General features: G+C 62.6%; 16 protein-coding genes. 4 read left to right on the top strand and 12 right to left on the bottom strand.

The window, feature by feature from the left end; translation table 11 throughout:
• Positions 1–14 precede the first annotated feature (14 nt).
• The 10 genes from LSG43_RS00395 to LSG43_RS00350 form a co-directional block, all read right to left on the bottom strand.
• The gene (locus LSG43_RS00395) at positions 15–653 is read right to left on the bottom strand and encodes a LysE family transporter (protein ID WP_231800318.1); all 639 of its coding nucleotides are present in this window, start codon (positions 651–653) and stop codon (positions 15–17) included.
• Complete coding sequence (locus LSG43_RS00390) at positions 650–1,039, bottom strand: MAPEG family protein (RefSeq protein ID WP_231800317.1); 390 nt, start codon at positions 1,037–1,039, stop codon at positions 650–652. The genes LSG43_RS00395 and LSG43_RS00390 overlap by 4 nt, the downstream gene beginning before the upstream one ends.
• Before the next feature lie 52 nt (positions 1,040–1,091).
• The gene (odhB, locus tag LSG43_RS00385) at positions 1,092–2,324 is read right to left on the bottom strand and encodes a 2-oxoglutarate dehydrogenase complex dihydrolipoyllysine-residue succinyltransferase (protein WP_231800316.1); all 1,233 of its coding nucleotides are present in this window, start codon (positions 2,322–2,324) and stop codon (positions 1,092–1,094) included.
• A gap of 110 nt (positions 2,325–2,434) precedes the next feature.
• The gene (locus LSG43_RS00380) at positions 2,435–5,425 is read right to left on the bottom strand and encodes a 2-oxoglutarate dehydrogenase E1 component (protein WP_231800315.1); all 2,991 of its coding nucleotides are present in this window, start codon (positions 5,423–5,425) and stop codon (positions 2,435–2,437) included.
• A 232-nt stretch (positions 5,426–5,657) separates the two neighbouring features.
• Entirely contained in the window at positions 5,658–6,563 is a 906-nt protein-coding gene (gene sucD, locus LSG43_RS00375) for a succinate--CoA ligase subunit alpha (RefSeq protein WP_231800314.1), read from the bottom strand.
• The gene (locus tag LSG43_RS00370; RefSeq protein ID WP_231800313.1) at positions 6,564–6,761 is read right to left on the bottom strand and encodes a hypothetical protein; all 198 of its coding nucleotides are present in this window, start codon (positions 6,759–6,761) and stop codon (positions 6,564–6,566) included.
• A gap of 3 nt (positions 6,762–6,764) precedes the next feature.
• Positions 6,765–7,958: an ADP-forming succinate--CoA ligase subunit beta gene (sucC, locus tag LSG43_RS00365; RefSeq protein ID WP_231800312.1), complete on the bottom strand. Its 1,194-nt coding sequence runs from the start codon at positions 7,956–7,958 to the stop codon at positions 6,765–6,767.
• Positions 7,959–8,023: 65 nt separating this feature from the next.
• Positions 8,024–8,986, bottom strand: a complete 963-nt coding sequence (mdh, locus tag LSG43_RS00360; protein WP_231800311.1) for a malate dehydrogenase — start codon at positions 8,984–8,986, stop codon at positions 8,024–8,026.
• 210 nt (positions 8,987–9,196) lie between these two features.
• Positions 9,197–10,336 (bottom strand): cell division protein ZapE, encoded by a 1,140-nt coding sequence (gene zapE, locus LSG43_RS00355; protein ID WP_231800310.1) that lies wholly within the window; start codon positions 10,334–10,336, stop codon positions 9,197–9,199.
• A 2-nt stretch (positions 10,337–10,338) separates the two neighbouring features.
• A complete protein-coding gene (locus tag LSG43_RS00350) occupies positions 10,339–10,947 on the bottom strand; it encodes an AprI/Inh family metalloprotease inhibitor (protein ID WP_231800309.1) in 609 nt (202 codons plus the stop codon).
• Between the two features lie 232 nt (positions 10,948–11,179).
• On the opposite strand from LSG43_RS00350, the gene LSG43_RS00345 reads away from it, so the two are divergent.
• Positions 11,180–11,731: a hypothetical protein gene (locus LSG43_RS00345; protein ID WP_231800308.1), complete on the top strand. Its 552-nt coding sequence runs from the start codon at positions 11,180–11,182 to the stop codon at positions 11,729–11,731.
• Here the strand turns inward: LSG43_RS00345 and LSG43_RS00340 are convergent.
• Positions 11,721–12,023: a 4a-hydroxytetrahydrobiopterin dehydratase gene (locus LSG43_RS00340; protein ID WP_231800307.1), complete on the bottom strand. Its 303-nt coding sequence runs from the start codon at positions 12,021–12,023 to the stop codon at positions 11,721–11,723. The two genes, LSG43_RS00345 and LSG43_RS00340, sit on opposite strands and share 11 nt — an antisense overlap.
• Before the next feature lie 228 nt (positions 12,024–12,251).
• On the opposite strand from LSG43_RS00340, the gene LSG43_RS00335 reads away from it, so the two are divergent.
• Together LSG43_RS00335 and LSG43_RS00330 are read left to right on the top strand one after the other, a co-directional pair.
• Complete coding sequence (locus tag LSG43_RS00335) at positions 12,252–14,546, top strand: putative bifunctional diguanylate cyclase/phosphodiesterase (RefSeq protein ID WP_231800306.1); 2,295 nt, start codon at positions 12,252–12,254, stop codon at positions 14,544–14,546.
• 149 nt (positions 14,547–14,695) lie between these two features.
• On the top strand, positions 14,696–15,481 hold the full coding sequence (locus LSG43_RS00330) for an N-acyl amino acid synthase FeeM domain-containing protein (protein ID WP_231800305.1): 786 nt from the start codon (positions 14,696–14,698) through the stop codon (positions 15,479–15,481).
• Positions 15,482–15,515: 34 nt separating this feature from the next.
• On the opposite strand, the gene LSG43_RS00325 is transcribed toward LSG43_RS00330, so the two are convergent.
• Positions 15,516–16,559 (bottom strand): LacI family transcriptional regulator, encoded by a 1,044-nt coding sequence (locus LSG43_RS00325; RefSeq protein WP_231800304.1) that lies wholly within the window; start codon positions 16,557–16,559, stop codon positions 15,516–15,518.
• Between the two features lie 247 nt (positions 16,560–16,806).
• Here LSG43_RS00325 and LSG43_RS00320 point away from each other — a divergent pair, with 247 nt between their 5' ends.
• Positions 16,807–18,132 carry an ABC transporter substrate-binding protein gene (locus LSG43_RS00320; protein ID WP_231800303.1) on the top strand — a complete coding sequence of 442 codons (1,326 nt, stop codon included), beginning with the start codon at positions 16,807–16,809 and terminating at the stop codon, positions 18,130–18,132.
• Positions 18,133–18,184: the final 52 nt, after the last annotated feature.

The following is an 18,184-nucleotide window of genomic DNA, read 5'->3' as shown; positions in this document are numbered from 1 at the left end:
GCGAATTTCCTTAGCTAGTTGGGCCGCGCGACAGCGACACGGATGGCAAGTGCAATGAAGGTCAACGCCGTGACGCGGTTGAACCAACGTCCAAGGCGGAAGAACTTGGCCCGCACTGCGGGCAGGGCGAAAAACAGCGATACGAGCGCGAACCAGACAAAGAGCTCGATGCTCATCGAGACGACGTAGCCCGCCTTGATGGCCATGGGCGTTGTGGCGCTCACCAAGGTGGTGAAAAGAGCGACGAAAAAGAGCACGGCCTTGGGGTTCAGGAGATTGGTCAGGAACCCGAGTGCGAAAGCGGTTGTGGGGCGCATCTCGTCGCGCGGCAGGGCGTCGCTGACATCGGGCTGGCGGGGCGGATCGGCGCGCAGGGCGGAAATGCCGAGCCAGAGGAGATACGCCGCGCCCACGATCTTGACGATCGTGAAGGCCAGGAGCGACTGGGAGATGATCAGCCCCAGCCCGAAGATCGTATAGGCGCCATGAACGAGAATGGCGGTGGCGATGCCCGCACTTGTAAAGAGCGCCGAGCGCCGGCCATGGGCGATCGACTGGCGCAGCACCATGGCGAAGTCGGCGCCGGGAATGACGGCGGAAACCCCGAAAGCGACAAGGAGCGCGAAGAACTCGAACCCGTATTCGGTGATCATAGCAAAAGCCCCAGAACCATCATGGCGAGACCCGCGCTGGCCGCGATCCAGACAAGCGAGCGAATATAGGCGACACCGGCAAGATAGAGCGGGATATAGAAAACGCGAAAGGCGAAATAAATCCCCGCGCCCCATTGGGTGAGCCCGTTCGAAGTTCCAAGCAGCACGGTCGTGAGCGCCAGGCCGACGAAGGCGGGGTAGGTCTCGAGGAAATTGTCGAGCATCCGCTTGGCGCGCGCGGCATGGGTGCCGAGCGGCTTTTGCGCGTCGCGCGGGCTGGCATTGTATTCGCTGCCGAGATCGACGGTGAGCCATACGGCCTGAATGCTGATCTGGACGAACAGCAGGACGACGGACCAGACGAGGAGCGTGAGTTCGAGGCTCATAACGGGGCGGACGCAAAAAAGGGGAGGGCCGGGCGAGACCCTCCCCGTGTGTTTAAAGGTCGAGAACCAGCCGCTGGACGTCCTCGAGGCTTTCCTTGACGCGGACGAGGAAGGTCACCGCCTCCTTGCCGTCGACGATGCGGTGGTCGTAGGAGAGCGCCAGATACATCATCGGGCGGATGACGATCTGGCCGTTTTCGACCATCGGGCGTTCCTGGATCTTGTGCATGCCGAGGATACCCGACTGCGGCGCGTTGAGGATCGGTGTGCTCATCAGCGAGCCGTAGACGCCGCCGTTCGAGATGGTGAAGGTGCCGCCCTGCATGTCGGCCATCGAGAGCTGGCCGTCGCGGGCGGCTTTGCCCAGACGTCCGATTTCCTTTTCGATCTCGGCGATGGTCATCTGGTCGGCGTCACGCACGACGGGGACGACGAGACCCTTGTCGGTGCCGACAGCGACGCCGATATGGGCGAAGTTCTTATAGATGATATCCGTGCCGTCGATCTCGGCGTTGACCGCCGGGATTTCCTTCAAGGCATGCGTCACGGCCTTGGTGAAAAAGCCCATGAAGCCGAGCTTCACGCCGTGCTTTTTCTCGAAGAGGTCCTTGTACTGGCTGCGCAGATCCATCACCGGCTTCATGTCCACCTCATTGAAGGTGGTGAGCATGGCAGCGGTATTCTGGGCGTCTTTGAGGCGCCGGGCGATGGTCTGGCGCAGGCGGGTCATCTTGACCCGTTCCTCGCGCGGGGTGTCCTCGGCGGACGAGGGGGCACGCGCGGCAGCGGGGGCGGGAGCCGCCTTGGCCTCGCCGGAGCCGGTCTTTTCGAGGGCCTTGAGGACGTCTTCCTTAAGGACCTGACCGCGCTTGCCCGAGCCTTCGACCGCATCGGCGGAGACGCCCTTTTCCTCCATCATCTTGGCGGCGGAGGGAGCGGGGGGCATTTCGCTTTTTGCGGCGGGCTGGGCCGCGGCGGCGGGCGCGGGTTCGGCCTTCTTTTCTGCGGCGGCGGGCTTTTCCTCGGCCTTGGGCGCGGGCGCACCCTCGCCGGCGGCGATCGCGGCGATCAGGGCGCCGACTTCGACGGTGTCGCCTTCATTGACGTTGACGGCTTCGAGCGTGCCGGCCACGGGGGCGGGGACCTCGATGGTCACCTTGTCGGTTTCAAGCTCGACGATGGGCTCATCGGCGGCGACCGCGTCGCCAACCTTCTTGAACCATTGTCCGATGGTGGCTTCGGTGACGCTTTCGCCAAGTGTCGGGACGCGGACTTCGGTGGACATCGTTCTTAAGGTTTCCCTATTGATGTGAGGCGCTTTTCAAGCGGTGTTCGTTCTTTTCCTGTCGCGTTTTCGAACCGCCAAAGTGGTATCCACTCTGGCTGAAAACACTCCTACTCTTCAAAGGCTTCGTCGAGGAAGGCCTGGAGCTGGGCGATGTGCGTGCGCATCAGCCCGGTGGCGGTCGACGCGGAGGCGGGGCGGCCCACATAGCGCGGACGCGCGCCGGGCTTGCCCATCTGTTCGAGCACCCATTCGATATAGGGCTGGACGAACGCCCAGGCACCCATGTTCTTGGGCTCTTCCTGGCACCAGACGATCTCAGCGTTGGGGAAGCGGGTCAATTCGTCGATCAGCGCCTTGGCCGGGAACGGATAGAGCTGTTCGAGGCGCATCAGATAGACGTCGTTGATGCCGCGCTTCTCGCGGTCTTCGAGAAGGTCGTAGTAGACCTTGCCCGTGCAGATGACGACGCGGCGGATTTCGCTGTCGCTCTTGAGATTGATCTCGGTCTTGGGTGCGCCCGGGGCCTCGGCATCGTCCCAGAGCAGGCGATGGAAGAAGCTGTCGGGACCCATTTCGGCAAGGCCCGAGACCGCCCGCTTGTGCCGCAGCAGCGATTTGGGCGTCATGATGATCAAGGGCTTGCGGAAATCGCGCTTGAGTTGCCGCCGCAGGGCGTGGAAATAGTTCGCCGGGGTGGTGCAGTTGAGCACTTGCATATTGTCCTCGGCGCACAGCTGCAGGAAGCGCTCGGGGCGGGCCGAGGAGTGCTCGGGGCCCTGGCCTTCATAGCCGTGCGGCAGGAGCATGACGAGGCCCGACATGCGGAGCCATTTGCGCTCGCCCGCGGCGATGAACTGGTCGATGACGACCTGCGCGCCGTTGACGAAGTCGCCGAACTGGGCCTCCCAGATCGTCAGCGCGTTGGGCTCGGCAAGCGAATAGCCGTATTCGAAACCAAGCACCGCTTCTTCGGAGAGCATCGAGTTGATGACTTCGTAGCGGGCCTGGTTCTCGCTTACGTTGTTGAGCGGGGTATAGGTGGATTCGTTCTCCTGGTCGTAGAGCACCGAATGGCGCTGGGAGAAGGTGCCGCGCTCGACATCCTGACCGGAAAGCCGCACCGGGTGGCCTTCATCGACCAGCGACGCGAAGGCCAGCGCTTCGGCAGTGGCCCAGTCGACGCCTTCGCCCGAGGCGATAATCTTCTTGCGGTTGTCGAGGAAACGCTGAACCGTGCGGTGGACGTTGAAGCCCTCGGGCACAGCACAGAGCCTTTCGCCGAAGGTCGTGAGTTTTTCGATTTCAACGCCGGTCACGCCGCGGCGCGGGCCGTCGACTTCTGCAAGCTTGATGTTCTTCCAGGCGCCGTCGAGCCAGTCGGCCTTGTTGGGGCGGTAATCCTGGCCCGCCTCGTACTCGGCTTCGAGGTGGGCGCGCCAGTCGGCCTTGATCTTGTCGGCTTCCTCGGCGCTCAGAACACCTTCGGACACCAGTTTGTCGCTATAGATCTCGTAGGTTGTCTTGTGCGCCCTGATGGCCTTGTACATCAGCGGCTGGGTGAAGCTGGGCTCGTCGCCTTCGTTGTGGCCGAAGCGGCGGTAGCAGAACATGTCGATGACGACGGGCTTGCCGAACTTCTGGCGGTATTCGATCGCGATCTTGGCGGCAAAGACGACGGCTTCGGGGTCGTCGCCGTTCACATGGAACACCGGGGCCTCGATCATCTTGGCCACGTCGGTGGGATACGGGGACGAGCGCGAGAAGTGCGGGCTCGTGGTAAAGCCGATCTGGTTGTTGATGACGAAGTGGATGGAGCCGCCGGTACGGTGGCCCTTCAGCCCCGACAGCCCGAAACATTCGGCAACCACACCCTGGCCGGCAAAGGCCGCGTCGCCGTGGAGGATCAGCGGCAGCACCGTGGTGCGGTCGGTTTCGCGGGTGTTGAAGACGAAACGCCCGTCGACGGCGGAATTCTGGTCCTGCTTGGCGCGAGCCTTGCCCAGCACCACGGGATCGACGATTTCGAGGTGCGAAGGGTTCGCGGTCAGGGACAGGTGCACCTGATTGCCGTCGAATTCGCGGTCCGAGGAGGCGCCGAGGTGGTATTTCACGTCGCCCGAGCCCTCGACGTCGTCAGGGTAGAAGGCGCCGCCCTTGAATTCGTGGAAGAGGGCGCGGTGGGGTTTGCCCATCACCTGGGTCAATACGTTGAGCCGCCCGCGGTGGGCCATGCCCAGGACGATGTCCTTGACCCCCAGCGCGCCGCCGCGCTTGATGATCTGCTCAAGCGCCGGGATCACAGCTTCCGCACCGTCGAGCCCGAACCGCTTGGTGCCGGTGTATTTGACGTCGAGGAATTTTTCGAACCCTTCAGCCTCGGCAAGCTTGGAGAGGATCGCCTTCTTGCCGTTGGTGGTGAAGGTGATTTCCTTGTCCGGGCCTTCGATGCGCTCCTGCAGCCAGGATTTCGCCTCCGGGTCGGAAATGTGCATGAACTCGACGCCCATGGTGCCGCAATAGGTGCGCTTGAGGATGTCGAGCATCTGCGGGATCGTCGCGTATTCGAGCCCGAGATAGAAATCGATGAAGATCTCGCGATCGTAGTCGGCTTCGGTGAACCCGTAGTTCGCCGGATCGAGCTCGGGGGCGTCTTCCTGCACTTCGAGGCCGAGCGGATCGAGATTGGCGTGCAAATGGCCGCGCATGCGATAGGCGCGGATCATCATGATGGCGTGGATCGAATCCCGGGTCGCCTGCATGACCGCTTCGGTGGAAACGGGTGCGCCCGTGGCCTTGGCCTTATCGGTTGCCGCCTTTTGCGCCTTGACCGCGATTTCGCCCCAGTCGCCGTCGAGCGCGGAGACCAGCTCGCCATTGGAGACCCGCGGCCAGTCGGCGCGGCGCCAGCTCGGGCCCGAAGCGTTCTTTTTCACATCGTCGGAGCTGTCCGAGAGGTTGGCGAAAAAGTCGGCCCAACTCGGGTCCACGCCCTTTGGATCGGTCTTGTAGCGGGCGTAGAGGTCCTCGATGTAGTCGGCATTGCCGCCATAGAGGAATGAGGTGAGGAGGAACGCTTCGTTCTGGTCCTGTCGTGCCATTTTTGCTCTCGGGCGGGGGTGCGGTCCCCGTTTTTGCTGTCAAACCGGCATCCGCGCTGCCAGATGCCGATTGTGGTGCGAACCGTTTCCGGTTCTGTTCGTCCCCGTTTCGGGCGAGAGTGCGGCACAGCTTCCGCCCGAAACGCGTTAGTCATTCAGTTTGCCCCGGCGCCCTTTGGGATTGGTTAACCGTAGCCTCAAAGGTGGCGCCGGGCGCGGCAAAAGTGAAGGGTCAGCCCTTCAAGACTTCAACAAGGGTCGCCCCGATCCGCGCGGGGGATTTCGACACCTTGATGCCCGCGGCTTCCATCGCCGCGATCTTGTCCTCGGCACCGCCCTTGCCGCCGGAAATGACGGCGCCGGCGTGGCCCATGGTGCGGCCCTTGGGGGCGGTCAGGCCCGCGATGAAGCCGGCCATCGGCTTCTTGCGACCCTTTTTCGCCTCGTCGATCAGGAACTGGGCGGCGTCTTCTTCCGCCGAGCCGCCGATCTCGCCGATCATGATGATGGATTCGGTGGCGTCGTCGGCGAGGAACATCTCGAGCACGTCGATGAACTCGGTGCCCTTGACCGGATCGCCGCCAATGCCGACCGCGGTCGTCTGGCCGAGCTTTTCGTTGGTGGTCTGGAACACGGCTTCATAGGTCAGCGTGCCCGAACGCGAGACGATGCCGACCGAGCCCTTGGAGAAGATATTGCCCGGCATGATGCCGATCTTGCATTCCTCGGGCGTGAGCACGCCCGGACAGTTGGGGCCGATCAGACGCGAGTTGGACTTTTCGAGCGCGGCCTTGACCTTGACCATGTCGGCAACGGGCACGCCCTCGGTGATGCAGACGATCAATTCGATCTCCGCTTCGATGGCCTCCATGATCGCGGCGGCGGCGCCGGCGGGGGGCACATAGACGACCGAGGCGTTGGCGCCGGTCTTTTCCTTGCCCTCGGCGACCGAGGCGTAGACCGGCAGTTCGGTGCCGTCGACGCCCGACGACCAGGTTTCACCGCCCTTTTTGGGGTGAATGCCGCCGACCATCTTGGTGCCGAAGTAAGCGAGCGCCTGTTCGGTGTGGAACGTACCGGTCTTGCCGGTCAGGCCCTGCACGAGGACCTTGGTATCTTTGTTGACGAGGATGGACATTTAGTTCTGGTCCTTCAAAATCTGTTTGATCTCGCGCAGCTCGGCGATCAGTTCACGATTGGAATCGGCGATCGCCCGATTGGCAGCGCTTGTCTCATCCACAAGCCGCTTGTAAGCCCGCTGCGCCCAGCGCGCGACAGCCACAACAAGGGCAACCAGGATGAGGACAGGCAGCAATGCGACGAGAAGTTCCATCATGGATCAGCCGTTTACAGCTTTGACGATCTTCTGGGCGGCGTCGTCGAGATCGTCGGCGGAAATGACGTTCAATCCGCTCTCGTCGATGATCTTCTTGCCCTCGGCAACGCGGGTACCTTCGAGACGCACGACGAGCGGGACGTTCAAGCCCACCTCCTTGACCGCGGCGATGACGCCCTCGGCGATGACGTCACAGCGCATGATGCCGCCGAAAATGTTGACGAGGATGCCTTTAACGCTCGGGTCGGCGGTGATGATCTTGAAGGCTGCGGTGACCTTTTCCTTCGAGGCGCCGCCGCCAACGTCGAGGAAGTTCGCCGGTTCGGCGCCATAAAGCTTGATGATGTCCATCGTCGCCATGGCGAGACCGGCGCCGTTGACCATGCAGCCGATATTGCCGTCGAGCGCGACATAGGCGAGGTCCCATTTACTGGCCTCGATTTCCTTTTCGTCCTCTTCGGAGAGGTCGCGCAGCTCGAGAATTTCCGGGTGCCGGAAGAGCGCGTTGCCGTCAAAGGAGACCTTGGCGTCGAGGACGCGCACATCGCCATTGTCCATGACGATGAAGGGATTGATCTCCAGAAGGCTCATGTCCTTCTCGACGAAGGCCTTATACAGGAGCTTGAAGACGTCCTTGGCCTGGTCGGCGGTCTTGCCCGAAAGCTCCAGAGCGGCGGCGAGCTTGTCGGCGTCTGCGCCGGTAACGCCGGTATCGGGGTCGATCGGCAGGGTGAGGATCTTTTCAGGCGTTTCCTCGGCCACCGTTTCGATGTCCATGCCGCCCTCGGTCGAGGCGACGAAGGCGACCTTGCCGGTCGTGCGGTCGACGAGGAGCGAGAGATACAGCTCGCGCGCGATATTGGCGCCGTCTTCGATATAAAGGCGGTTGACCTGCTTGCCCGCTTCGCCGGTCTGCTTGGTCACGAGCGTGTTGCCGAGCATTTCCTTCGCGTTGGCGACGACCTCTTCGACCGATTTGGCGAGCCGCACGCCGCCCTTGGCGTCGGGGCCGAGTTCCTTGAACTTGCCCTTGCCGCGCCCGCCGGCGTGAATCTGGGACTTGACCACATAAAGCGGTCCGGGGAGCGACTTGGCGGCGGCTTCGGCTTCGTCGGCCGAAAGGATCGCCACGCCCTGCGCGACGGGGGCGCCGAAGGACTTCAGGAGTTCCTTGGCCTGGTATTCGTGGATGTTCATTCTTTCTTGCCCTCGGTGGGTTGGGGCGTTTCCGCCGGGGCGGAAACGCTACCGGCGGAGTGGGGTTAGGCGAGCTTAGGCGCGATCTTGGTGCAGGCCTCGACAAGGCCCTCGACGGCGGCGACGGAGGTGTCGAACATCTTCTTTTCCGCGCCGTTCAATTCGATCTCGACAACCTTCTCAGCGCCTGCGGAGCCGATCACGACCGGCACGCCGACATAGCGGTCCTTGACGCCGAATTCGCCCGAGAGATAGGCGGCGGCGGGAAGGATGCGCTTTTTGTCCTTGAGATAGCTTTCAGCCATTTCGATTGCCGAGGCGGCGGGGGCGTAGAAGGCCGAACCGGTCTTCAGGAGGCCGACGATCTCGGCGCCGCCATCGCGGGTGCGCTGAATGATCTCGTCGAGCTTTTCCTTGCTCATCCAGCCCATCTTGACCATGTCGGGGAGCGGGATGCCCGCGACGGTCGAATACCGCGCCAAGGGCACCATGGTATCGCCATGCCCGCCCATGACGAAGGCGGTGACGTCCTGAACCGAGACGTTCAACTCGTCGGCGATAAAGTGGCGGAAGCGGGCCGAGTCGAGGACACCGGCCATGCCGACGACCTTGTTGGTGGGGAGTCCGGAGAATTTCTGGAGCGCCCAGACCATGGCGTCGAGCGGGTTGGTGATGCAGATGACGAAGGCGTCGGGAGCGTATTTGGAAATGCCGGCGCCGACCTGCTCCATGACCTTCAGATTGATTTCAAGAAGGTCGTCGCGGCTCATGCCGGGCTTGCGCGGAACGCCGGCGGTGACGATCACCACATCGGCGCCTTCGATGTCCTTATATTCGGACGTGCCCTTGAGGCTGGCGTTATAGCCTTCCACCGGACCGGACTGGGCGAGGTCGAGCGCCTTGCCCTGGGGGACACCGTCGACGATGTCGAACAAGATGACGTCGCCGAGTTCCTTGAGCGCGACCAGATGCGCCAATGTTCCCCCGATCTGACCAGCACCGATCAGGGCGATTTTCTTCCGCGCCATGAGCAAGTTTCCCTATAGGTAAAGTTGGTTGTTCCTCGCGCCCTCCATAGACCTTGTGACAAACGGACGCAAGTGAACCCTTCGTATAACCGGCGCGGAACGTGATGTTTTGCGTACGGTCGCGTTTCAGGCCCGCCAACGGGTCGGCAGCGCTGCCAATTTCCGTGTCAGGGAAAGTAACATTCTAGGGGGAGACCGGCGGGGCCGGCTTTATTGCGCCACCTGCCGCAGTGGCTGCGCAATGTATTCGGCCGAGCGCATTTCCTCGAGGCGGGAGAGGCAACGGGCGAATTCGAAGCGCGTCTTGTCGTCCTGCGCGAGCGCGTCGAGCGGGGCTTCGAAGCTGGCGGCGAGCTTGACGCCGCGGTCGTAGAGCGTGTCGACGAGCAGAATGAAGCGCTTGGCGGCGTCGGATCTGAGGCGCGAGAACACCGGGACATGGTCGATGACGATGGTATGGAAGGCCTTGGCGAGCTTCAAATAGTCCCGCGCGCCGAGCGGACGCTCGCACAACTCGGCAAAGGAAAACCGCGCGACACCCATGGCCTGGGCCGGTACGGCAATTTGCCGTCCGAGGCTCTCGACCTGCATGGGCTGGGCGTCGGCACCACCGATGAGATGGGCAAAGAGCGCGTCCATCGCCTCGTCGATTTCCGCACCCGTGCCGATCCGGTAGACGTCCTGCGCGTCGAGGCGTTCGCGCCGGTAGTCGGTTTCGGAATCGAGGTTGAAGACCTCGGTATGGGTCTTCAGGAGATCGATGAAGGGTAAAAAGAGCTGGCGGTTGAGCCCGTTCCAGTAAAGCCGTTCGGGCGGGATATTCGAGGTCGCAACCACGACGACGCCGTCGGCGAAGAGGATTTCAAAGAGCCGCTTTAAAAGCATCGCGTCGGTGATGTCGGAGACGACGAACTCGTCAAAGCACAAGAGCCGTACCGAACGGGTGATCGGGCGGGCCACGGCGGGGATGGGGTCGCGCGCGCCCCTGGTGCCGGGGTTTTCGCTGCGGAATTTCGCGATCCCCTCATGCACCTCGTTCATGAATTCGTGAAAGTGCACGCGCCGCTTGGCCGTCACCTGCACGGACGAAAAAAAGAGGTCCATGAGCATGGTCTTGCCGCGCCCGACATCGCCCCAGATGTAAAGGCCCTCGGGCGCAACACGCTTGCGCTTGAAGAGAGACGCAATCACCGATCCCGAGTGCGCTTCAAGCGCCTCGAGGCCGCGCGCAACTGCATCGAGCCGTGCGGCCGCCTCCTGCTGGGCGGGGTCGCGGCGGACTTCGCCGGCGACGACCATATCGGCGTAGCGGTCGAGGACGGACGTGTCCCCGGCGGTGCGCGGGGCCAAGATCAGCCCGTCATCGTGATCGACTGGCCGCCGGCGAGGGTGCCGACGAGCCGGTTGTCCGGAGATTTGAAGACGGTGCCGATCAATTCGTTGGCCTCGTTGTAGAACTGGATCTGGCTGCCCAGGAGCTGCCAGGACGTGATGCCGGCGAGCGTTTCCTGAGTGCAACCGGGGGTCGATGCGCGGTAGCGGCCCGTCGCACCCTTGGCGGTGTAGGTGAGATTCAGCCGGCACTGGTCGACCCCGGCGGTCAGTGTCCAGCCGCCCAGGAGTTTTTCCATGGTCAGCGGACCGGTGAGGTCGCGCCCGCCGGTCGAAGCGCCCGAAACGTCGTCGAACGTGCCGAACCCGCCGGATGCCGCGGTCTGGGTCGAGGGATCGTAAAGTCCCGTATTGGTGGCGCCACTCGCGGCCGTAGCCGTGCCGCCGATCGGGGGCAGGTCCGAACTCTGTACGGTTCCTGTCTGGACGGGGGTGATCGGCGCGGGCTGGGGCAGCGACGTGGTCGCTGGCGCGGAGCCGCCGAAGCGCTGGGTCGAACAGGCCGCGAGCGTCGTGCCGGCGACGAGGATCGCGGCGAGGGCGAGGGTCGTTTTGTGTCGAACAATCATTTCAAATGCGCTCCATGCCGGCGGCGACCGGACCTATTCCCGGCAAAATCGATAATGGATCGCTGCACTTAACCGGCAGCGAGAGGTAAAGGCAAGATTAACGGCTGTTGTTTCTCGCGCCAAGGCTCCGGAGTACATCTCTCTCATGCGAGCGCGGCATCTTTTTGGCCGCGGCTCTTTTCATCGTGCGCCCGAGGGCTTATCGACGGCGCGACAAGGAAAGGCGAAGTCGATGATCCTAGCTCTATTGCTGATCGTAAGCACGCTCGGTTGGGCCGGAGCGGAAGCCGTCATGCTGGCCTCGGGAGGCGTCGGCGTTGCTGACGGCACCGTCGCGACCGTCGCGCTGTTTCTTGTCGGAGCGGGTATTTTCGCAGCGCGAAGCGAGCCGGGCATGGCCCGCGCCGGGCGCGTGGGGATCGTTATGATCGCCTTTGCGGCACTATCTTACGGGATGGTGATGATCATCGTTCTGACCTCGGGCACGCTTGGGGCAATCGCAGCGGGGGAGATCGGCTATGGCGATGTGGTGCTGACGCCGTTCTACCTTCTGGCGCTGATTTTCCTCGAAGCCGGGCTCATCGGGTTCGCGCTGCATTTCAGGGCCGCACCTGCACCGCGCTGGCTGGCGCCGGCCTTTGCGGCTCTCGCCATCGCCCATGCGATACGCCTTATTGTGCCCGGCGCATTCGTCTGGCATGCGGTCGCCAACGCCGCGGTGGCGCTGTTACTGGCCTATCTGGGCCTCAGGGCCCTAGAGCGACGGCGTTCGGTCAGCCGCTGACAAGCGCGTTTATCTTGCGCGCGAGCGCGATATCGTTCTGGGTTATGCCGCCCTTGTCGTGGGTCGAGAGCGCGATATCGACCCTATTGTAGCTGTTGGACCAGTCGGGGTGGTGTCCCGCCTTTTCGGCCAGAAGCGCGACCTGCGTCATGAAGGCGAAAGCCTCGACGAAGGACTGGAATTTAAAGCTCTTGGCGATCGCGGGGCCGGGGGTTTCGCTCCAGCCGGGACATTCGTGAAGGTGCTCCTCGAGCGCTGTGCCGGTCAGGATTCCGGAGGTGTCTTCGCTCATGCGGTGTCTCCTTTTTGCCTTGATGGCAGAACGCCGAAACGTCGCTGCACGTTTCATAAAATGGGGTCCGCGCCATTCATGCCCTCTTTACCAAAGCATGATTTTGCAGCGTTTAAGGGAGTTTGCGCGCTTCAAACTTAACTCAATTACAGGAAGGTTCTGGTCGAATGCGTTCTGGACGCAGGGCTTCCGACCGGCTGGTAGTACTCTTAGATGATGTTTCACGGAATGCGCAAATCGCTGCCCGCACTCGACTATGTCTCGATAGTCGCGTCGCTCTATAAAGACCGGCGGGGCATGCTGTTGGGAACGCTGGCCAGCGCGGTCGGCGCGGCTGCGTGTGCGTTCAAGGCCGGCTCGCCGATCCTTTATTTCCACGCTGCGCTGCTTCTCGCCCTGGTCATCGCACGCGACTACAACATCCGCGCGTTCCACAAGGCCCAGTTCGCCCCCGACGATGTCGATGCCGCCGAATACTGGGAGGGCCGGGCTGTCTTTTTCGGTTATTTCGCCGCGCTCGCCTATGGCAGCTGGTGCTTTTCCTCGGCGGTTTTCGTCGATGACGTTTTTGCCGAACTCGTGAGCATTACGGTAACGGTTGCCGCCATGGTGGGGATCGTCACACGCAATTTCGGCTCCGACAAACTCATGACCGTGCAGGTCCTGGGCATGGGCGGGCCAATGGTTCTGGGGCTCTTGCTGGCGGGCGACATCTACCAGGCGGTGCTTGCTTCGCTGTTCCTTCCCATGCTCATCAGCTTCCGGTCGCTGGGCGCGGATGTGCGTAATCACCTGCTCTCGGCAGTGCATGAGCGGGTTGCCGCCAAGACGCTCGCCGACCAGCTCGATACCGCGCTCGCCACCATGCAGCACGGGTTGTGCATGATCGACGAGAACGGGGTGATCGCGCTCGTCAACGACCGGGCCGAACAGACCTTTGCCTCGATCGCCGAAGGCGCCTGGGTGGGGCGTACCGTGGCCGAACTCCTGAGCGAGGCGATCTCGCGCCGCGCGCTGCCGCATGCGACCGCGGACCGCATACTGCGCATGATCGAGCGGCAGACCGGCGGCAAGGTCGTGATGAAGCTTTCGGAAGACTTTCACTGCGAGGTAACGATCTCCTCGCGCGGGGATCGTACGGTGCTGCTGCTCGAAAACGTCACCGAGCGCGTGAGGACCCAGGAGCGCATCAACTATATGGCGCGCTACGACCGGCTCACCGGTCTGCCCAACCGCGTTCAGTTCACCGAACTCGTAGAGGCGGACCTCGCGCAGCGGCGCAGTTTGCGCCGGCACGAACCCGCCATGCTGATGATTGTCGATCTTGACGATTTCAAGCACGTCAACGATTCGCTGGGCCATCTGGCCGGCGATAAGGTCCTCGCGGAGACCGCCCGGCGCATCGGATCGGTGATCGGGCGCGACAGCCACGTCGCGCGGTTCGGCGGCGACGAGTTCGTCGTCTACCGCTCGGTCAACACCAGCGGGATGAGCGGCGGCGCGGAGGCCGAACACATCCTGTCCGCGCTTTCGCAGCCCTTTGACGTCGACGGCGAGAATGTGGACCTCAAGGCGAGCATCGGTTTCGTGCGTCTGTTGGAGGACGCTTCGGATCTCGACGAGCTGATCAGCCGCGCCGATCTGGCGCTCTACAAAGCCAAAGCGCGCGGCAAGGGTCAATGGCAGGAATTCCACGACGCGCTCGACGTCGAGTTCCGCTACCGCCAGCGTCTCAAGGCGGATCTGCGCGACGCCATCGCCAGCGAGCAGATCAAGCTCGTCTACCAGCCCATGGTGTCGCTCGCGGACCGGTCGGTCGTGTGTTGCGAGGCGCTGGCGCGCTGGACGCATCCCGAACTGGGGCCGATCCCGCCCATGGTCTTTATCGAACTTGCCGAAGAAACCGGCATTGTCGACGAGATCACGCGTTACGTTCTGACGACCGCGACGGCCGAATGCGCCAACTGGCCGGAAACGATCTCGGTTTCCGTCAACGTTTCGGCGCGGGACCTGCTGTCGGATATGCTCGCCAACGACGTGTCCCGGGCTTTGAAAAAGAGCGGACTGCCGCCCTCGCGGCTTGAGATCGAGGTCACCGAAACCGCGCTGATCGAGGACCGCGAAATGGCGTCCCGCCGTCTGCGGGCGCTTGCCGATCGGGGTATCGGCATCGCGCTCGACGACTTCGGCACGGGGTATTCCTCGCTCTCCTACCTGCAGGAAATGCCGTTCTCCAAGCTCAAGATCGATCGGTCGTTCGTCGCCGACATCACAACCGATGCGCGCTCGGCGCAGCTCATGGCCAACGTGGCGCGGCTGGGCAAGGATCTCGATCTGACGCTGACAGCCGAGGGCGTGGAAACCGAAGAGCAGCTTGCGCTCCTGAGCGCCCATACCCAGATCGACCAGGTTCAGGGTTTCCTCTTCGGCATGCCGCTGCCCGCGACCGAAATCCGGGCGCTTATCGGGTCTATGGGAACGGCGTCGAACGCAATTCCACAATTACGGTTAACGCGCGGCTAACCCTTTTTCCTGCCAGCGAAAATTTTCACCGGGAGCGACGTTGCCGGCGTGCGCTTGGCTGCGCCTATTTCCGGAAACATAAAATTGCTGTTCAAGTTTGGTTAAAAATCGATTAAAGTCGTCTCTGCACGTCACGGGGGCGATAAGTAATGCGTACTACGCAGCATGGTGCCGACCGCAAGCCTGTAACCACATCGCGTTTTGCAACAACGCTGATGGATATCCTCGATCAGGTCGAGTATAGACGCGTTCGGCTCGACGAACAGTTCGACCCTGTATATCGGCTGCGCTACGATGCTTATCGGCGTGAGGATTTTATTCCGGCCAATACTGAAGAGGTGGCCCGGGACGACCTCGATTTCGTGCCCAATGCCATGTGCTACGGCGTTTACATCGACGGTCAGCTCGTCAGCTCGCTACGGCTTCATCACCTGACGGCGGAACACCGGCATTCCCCCTCGATGACGGCATATGCGGACGTTCTGCACCCCAAGCTCGACGCAGGCATGCATTTCGTCGATCCCTCGCGCTTTACAGCCGACAGGGACGCTGCGCTGGCCTATCCGGCGCTGCCCTATCTCACGATCCGGCTCGCGGCGATGGCATGCGAATATTTCGCGCCGGACTACTGCCTCTCGTCGATCCGCGAGGAGCACGCTGCGTTCTATAAGCGCGTCTTCGGCTCGGTCGAATGGGAGGGTGTGCGGTTTTTGGGGGGCGGGCTCAAATTTCCCGTTCGGCTCTATGCGGCCAAATACAGCGAGATCCGCAACCGCGTCGCCGACCGCTTCCCCTTCTTCATGTCGACCCCCGAGGAGCGGGCGGCCCTGTTCTCGCCCGGCTCGGAAGCCAACTACGTGGCTGCGATCCAGCCGACCGCGCGCATGGCCGCAATCGCCGAGCAGCGGTTCGCGCCGAGAGAGGCGGCGGAGTAGCCTCTCGCGGGCGCGGTATTGCCGGACACATCTGTCAGTGCCAGTGGGGGATCGGTTCGCCCAGCGTCTGCAGTGTTTCGGGCGCCTCGCCCTCTATGCGGCGCAACAGCAGGCGGGTCAGCTCTTTCCCGGCAAAATAGACATCCTCTTCAATACTGTCGACGTCGGGAAAGACCGTGGGCAGGATGTCGGTCGTTTGCTTGGAAATCAGGTCGAGCTCGCGTCCGATCCGCAGTCCGCCCTCGTATAGCCCGCTGATCAGGGCGATCGCGCGGGTTTCGCTGTCGCAGATGATGCCGTCCGGCCTTTGCGGCGCGGTAGCGAGGTCTATGCCGAACTTGCGCAATTCGCTGCTGCGCCCGCGCGCGACGCTCGTGTCCATGACCGTCCCGGAAATGCCTGCACGGGCGACCTCGCCTTTAAAAGTGGTGACGATATTGTGGTAGTTCGTCGTCGAATCGTCCCCGATGGTGAGCAGGAGGTCGTGCCGCCCCTTGGAAAGCAGCCGCTCGACCGCGAGCCGGGCGAACGCTTCGGAATGGAAGTCGTGATAGGCGTGGGGAGTGAAAAATTCCGTACGCCCGTGGCAGACGAAGGGAAAGTCGGCGTCCATCATCAACTGCACGCGCGGGTCGCGCGGCGCGGTGTGGGTTATGATGACGCCGTCGGCCGTCCGGTTGTCCAGGATGTAGCGGATCGACTCCACCGACGCTGTGCGTTCGAACTCGGGCGTCACCGTCAGGTGGTACCGTGTACCCCTTATGGCGTGGCCGACGCCCTGGATCATGTTTTGCGCAAAATCGATTGAATCCGGGGCGCCGTCGAGCACAAGTGCGATGACGTTGGTCTTGCCGGTGCGGAGGCGCACGCCGGCGCGGTCGGGCACATAGCCGACTGCCCGCGCCGCTTCGGCTACTTTGCGCCGGGTCTCCTCCTTGAGACTCGCGCCCCCGCGCAATGAAAGCGAAACGGTCGACAGGCTCAATCCGGTGAGTTCGGCGATCGTGCGCAGCGTGGCACGGCCTTTCGGTTTTTTTTCGGTTTTCTTGGCGTCCCGCATGTCACGCAGTGCTGGCAATGGTCCTTCATCCCTTATCTACACGCAGGGCCTGCGCCGTCAAACCGGTAAATTTACAACGATGCATGTTTGACGATCTCTCCACAGATGCGACGTTAAGTCATTATCATCCTGAAAAGACACATAAAAATCGATAGTCACCGCACCGGAGCCGTCACGTTCTAAATTTGTATTGCAACGTTGCAATTATTCTGTTTTGCTGGCGGCGACGCTGGAGGAGGGTTCAGCGCATTAGGAGGAGGAGCTGATGCTCAACAAGAGCCTGGCGACAGCTGTCGCCGTTTTCGGGGTGGCCGGCATGGCCATGCCCGCCCACGCGGAAGTCTCGATCATGTATGCGGACTGGCTCAGCTCGCTTGTCGAGCCGGGAATCGCCGATTTTGAGGCGGCGACCGGGGAAACGGTCAATGCGATCAAACTGCCCGGCGAGGGTTATGTCGAGCGCGTGGCGCTCGATCTGGCAGCCGGGACGGCGGCCGATGTCATCCAGCTCGACAGTTTCGTGGTTTCCGAGCTTGCCTCGGCGGGCTATCTGATGCCGTTGGGCGACATGGGATCGGACTGGGACCAGTACCAGCACTATATGCCCGCGCTATTGGACGTCGTTTCCTATGACGGCGAAGTCTATGCGCTGCCGACCGATACGGACGTGCGCATGCTCTGGTACGACAAGTCGGTTTTCGAGGCCGCGGGCATTGCAATGCCGTGGGAGCCGCAAAGCTGGGACGACGTCCTCGAGACCGCCCGGACCATCAAGGCGGAAACCGGGATCGACAACGCCTTCCTTCTGCCCGCCGGCACCAAGCAGGGCGAGGCGGCGACCATGCAGGGCTTCTATATGGCGCTTTTGGGCGCCGATACGCCCGAGGACGACCGCAACCGGCTGCGGAACTGGGCCGAGGGCAAGTGGATCGGCGACAGCCCGGCGATCCGGCGGACGCTCGAGCTCTATCACGACGTTTATGCCGAAGACGAACTCGCGACCGCTTCGATCAACTACGCGACCGATATCGGCGCGGCGGTGCGCGAGGCCATGGCGAATGACGAAATCGGCATCCTCGCAAGCGGATCGTGGGAATTCACGTGCCTTTGGGATTGCAATGGCGGCCCGGCGCTTCCGAGCGCGGACGAGCGCAACGCGTTGATCGGCTGGACGCCATGGCCGGGTTCGGGTCTGCCCGACACCAAGGCGACCACCAACATCTCGGGCGGCTGGGCGATCGGCGTCAATAAGAACGCGCAGGACCCCGAACTGGCCTTCCAGCTCCTGACGACGATTTTCGACGCGGGCAATTTCGGCGACTGGACGGTCGAAAACCGCCGCATGGCCGTGCGGACCGATATCGCGGCCTCCGACGCCTACGCGTCCGATGCCTATCTCGCCGAAGCTACGGCACTTGCCGCCGACACGACCGGCCGCGATACCTATCCGGGCTATCAGGTCGTCTCCGCGCTCGTTCAGCAGATGACGGCGGATATCCTCGATGGCGTGAGCGTCGAAGACGCGATCAGCGAGTACCATGCCTCGCTCGTCGACGAGTTCGGGGAAGAAAACGTCATAACCTACGAATAGGTCCTCCCTGGCCGGGTGCGCGGGGACTCCTCCCGCGCGCCCGCTTTTTTGT

It is taken from the genome of Pelagibacterium xiamenense (assembly GCF_021166475.1).
Classification (GTDB): Bacteria; Pseudomonadota; Alphaproteobacteria; order Rhizobiales; family Devosiaceae; genus Pelagibacterium; species Pelagibacterium xiamenense.
Note: the sequence above shows the minus strand (reverse complement) of the source record. Positions and strands in the feature narration are given on the sequence as shown.

Excerpts from the sequence above, each read along its gene's own strand:
- LSG43_RS00395 (WP_231800318.1), bottom strand. The coding sequence starts at position 653 with ATGATCACCGAATACGGGTTCGAGTTCTTCGCGCTCCTTGTCGCTTTC.
- LSG43_RS00390 (WP_231800317.1), bottom strand. The coding sequence starts at position 1,039 with ATGAGCCTCGAACTCACGCTCCTCGTCTGGTCCGTCGTCCTGCTGTTC.
- odhB (WP_231800316.1), bottom strand. The coding sequence starts at position 2,324 with ATGTCCACCGAAGTCCGCGTCCCGACACTTGGCGAAAGCGTCACCGAA.
- LSG43_RS00380 (WP_231800315.1), bottom strand. The coding sequence starts at position 5,425 with ATGGCACGACAGGACCAGAACGAAGCGTTCCTCCTCACCTCATTCCTC.
- sucD (WP_231800314.1), bottom strand. The coding sequence starts at position 6,563 with ATGTCCATCCTCGTCAACAAAGATACCAAGGTCCTCGTGCAGGGCCTG.
- LSG43_RS00370 (WP_231800313.1), bottom strand. The coding sequence starts at position 6,761 with ATGATGGAACTTCTCGTCGCATTGCTGCCTGTCCTCATCCTGGTTGCC.
- sucC (WP_231800312.1), bottom strand. The coding sequence starts at position 7,958 with ATGAACATCCACGAATACCAGGCCAAGGAACTCCTGAAGTCCTTCGGC.
- mdh (WP_231800311.1), bottom strand. The coding sequence starts at position 8,986 with ATGGCGCGGAAGAAAATCGCCCTGATCGGTGCTGGTCAGATCGGGGGA.
- LSG43_RS00350 (WP_231800309.1), bottom strand. The coding sequence starts at position 10,947 with ATGATTGTTCGACACAAAACGACCCTCGCCCTCGCCGCGATCCTCGTC.
- LSG43_RS00345 (WP_231800308.1), top strand. The coding sequence starts at position 11,180 with ATGATCCTAGCTCTATTGCTGATCGTAAGCACGCTCGGTTGGGCCGGA.
- LSG43_RS00340 (WP_231800307.1), bottom strand. The coding sequence starts at position 12,023 with ATGAGCGAAGACACCTCCGGAATCCTGACCGGCACAGCGCTCGAGGAG.
- LSG43_RS00335 (WP_231800306.1), top strand. The coding sequence starts at position 12,252 with ATGCGCAAATCGCTGCCCGCACTCGACTATGTCTCGATAGTCGCGTCG.
- LSG43_RS00330 (WP_231800305.1), top strand. The coding sequence starts at position 14,696 with ATGCGTACTACGCAGCATGGTGCCGACCGCAAGCCTGTAACCACATCG.
- LSG43_RS00320 (WP_231800303.1), top strand. The coding sequence starts at position 16,807 with ATGCTCAACAAGAGCCTGGCGACAGCTGTCGCCGTTTTCGGGGTGGCC.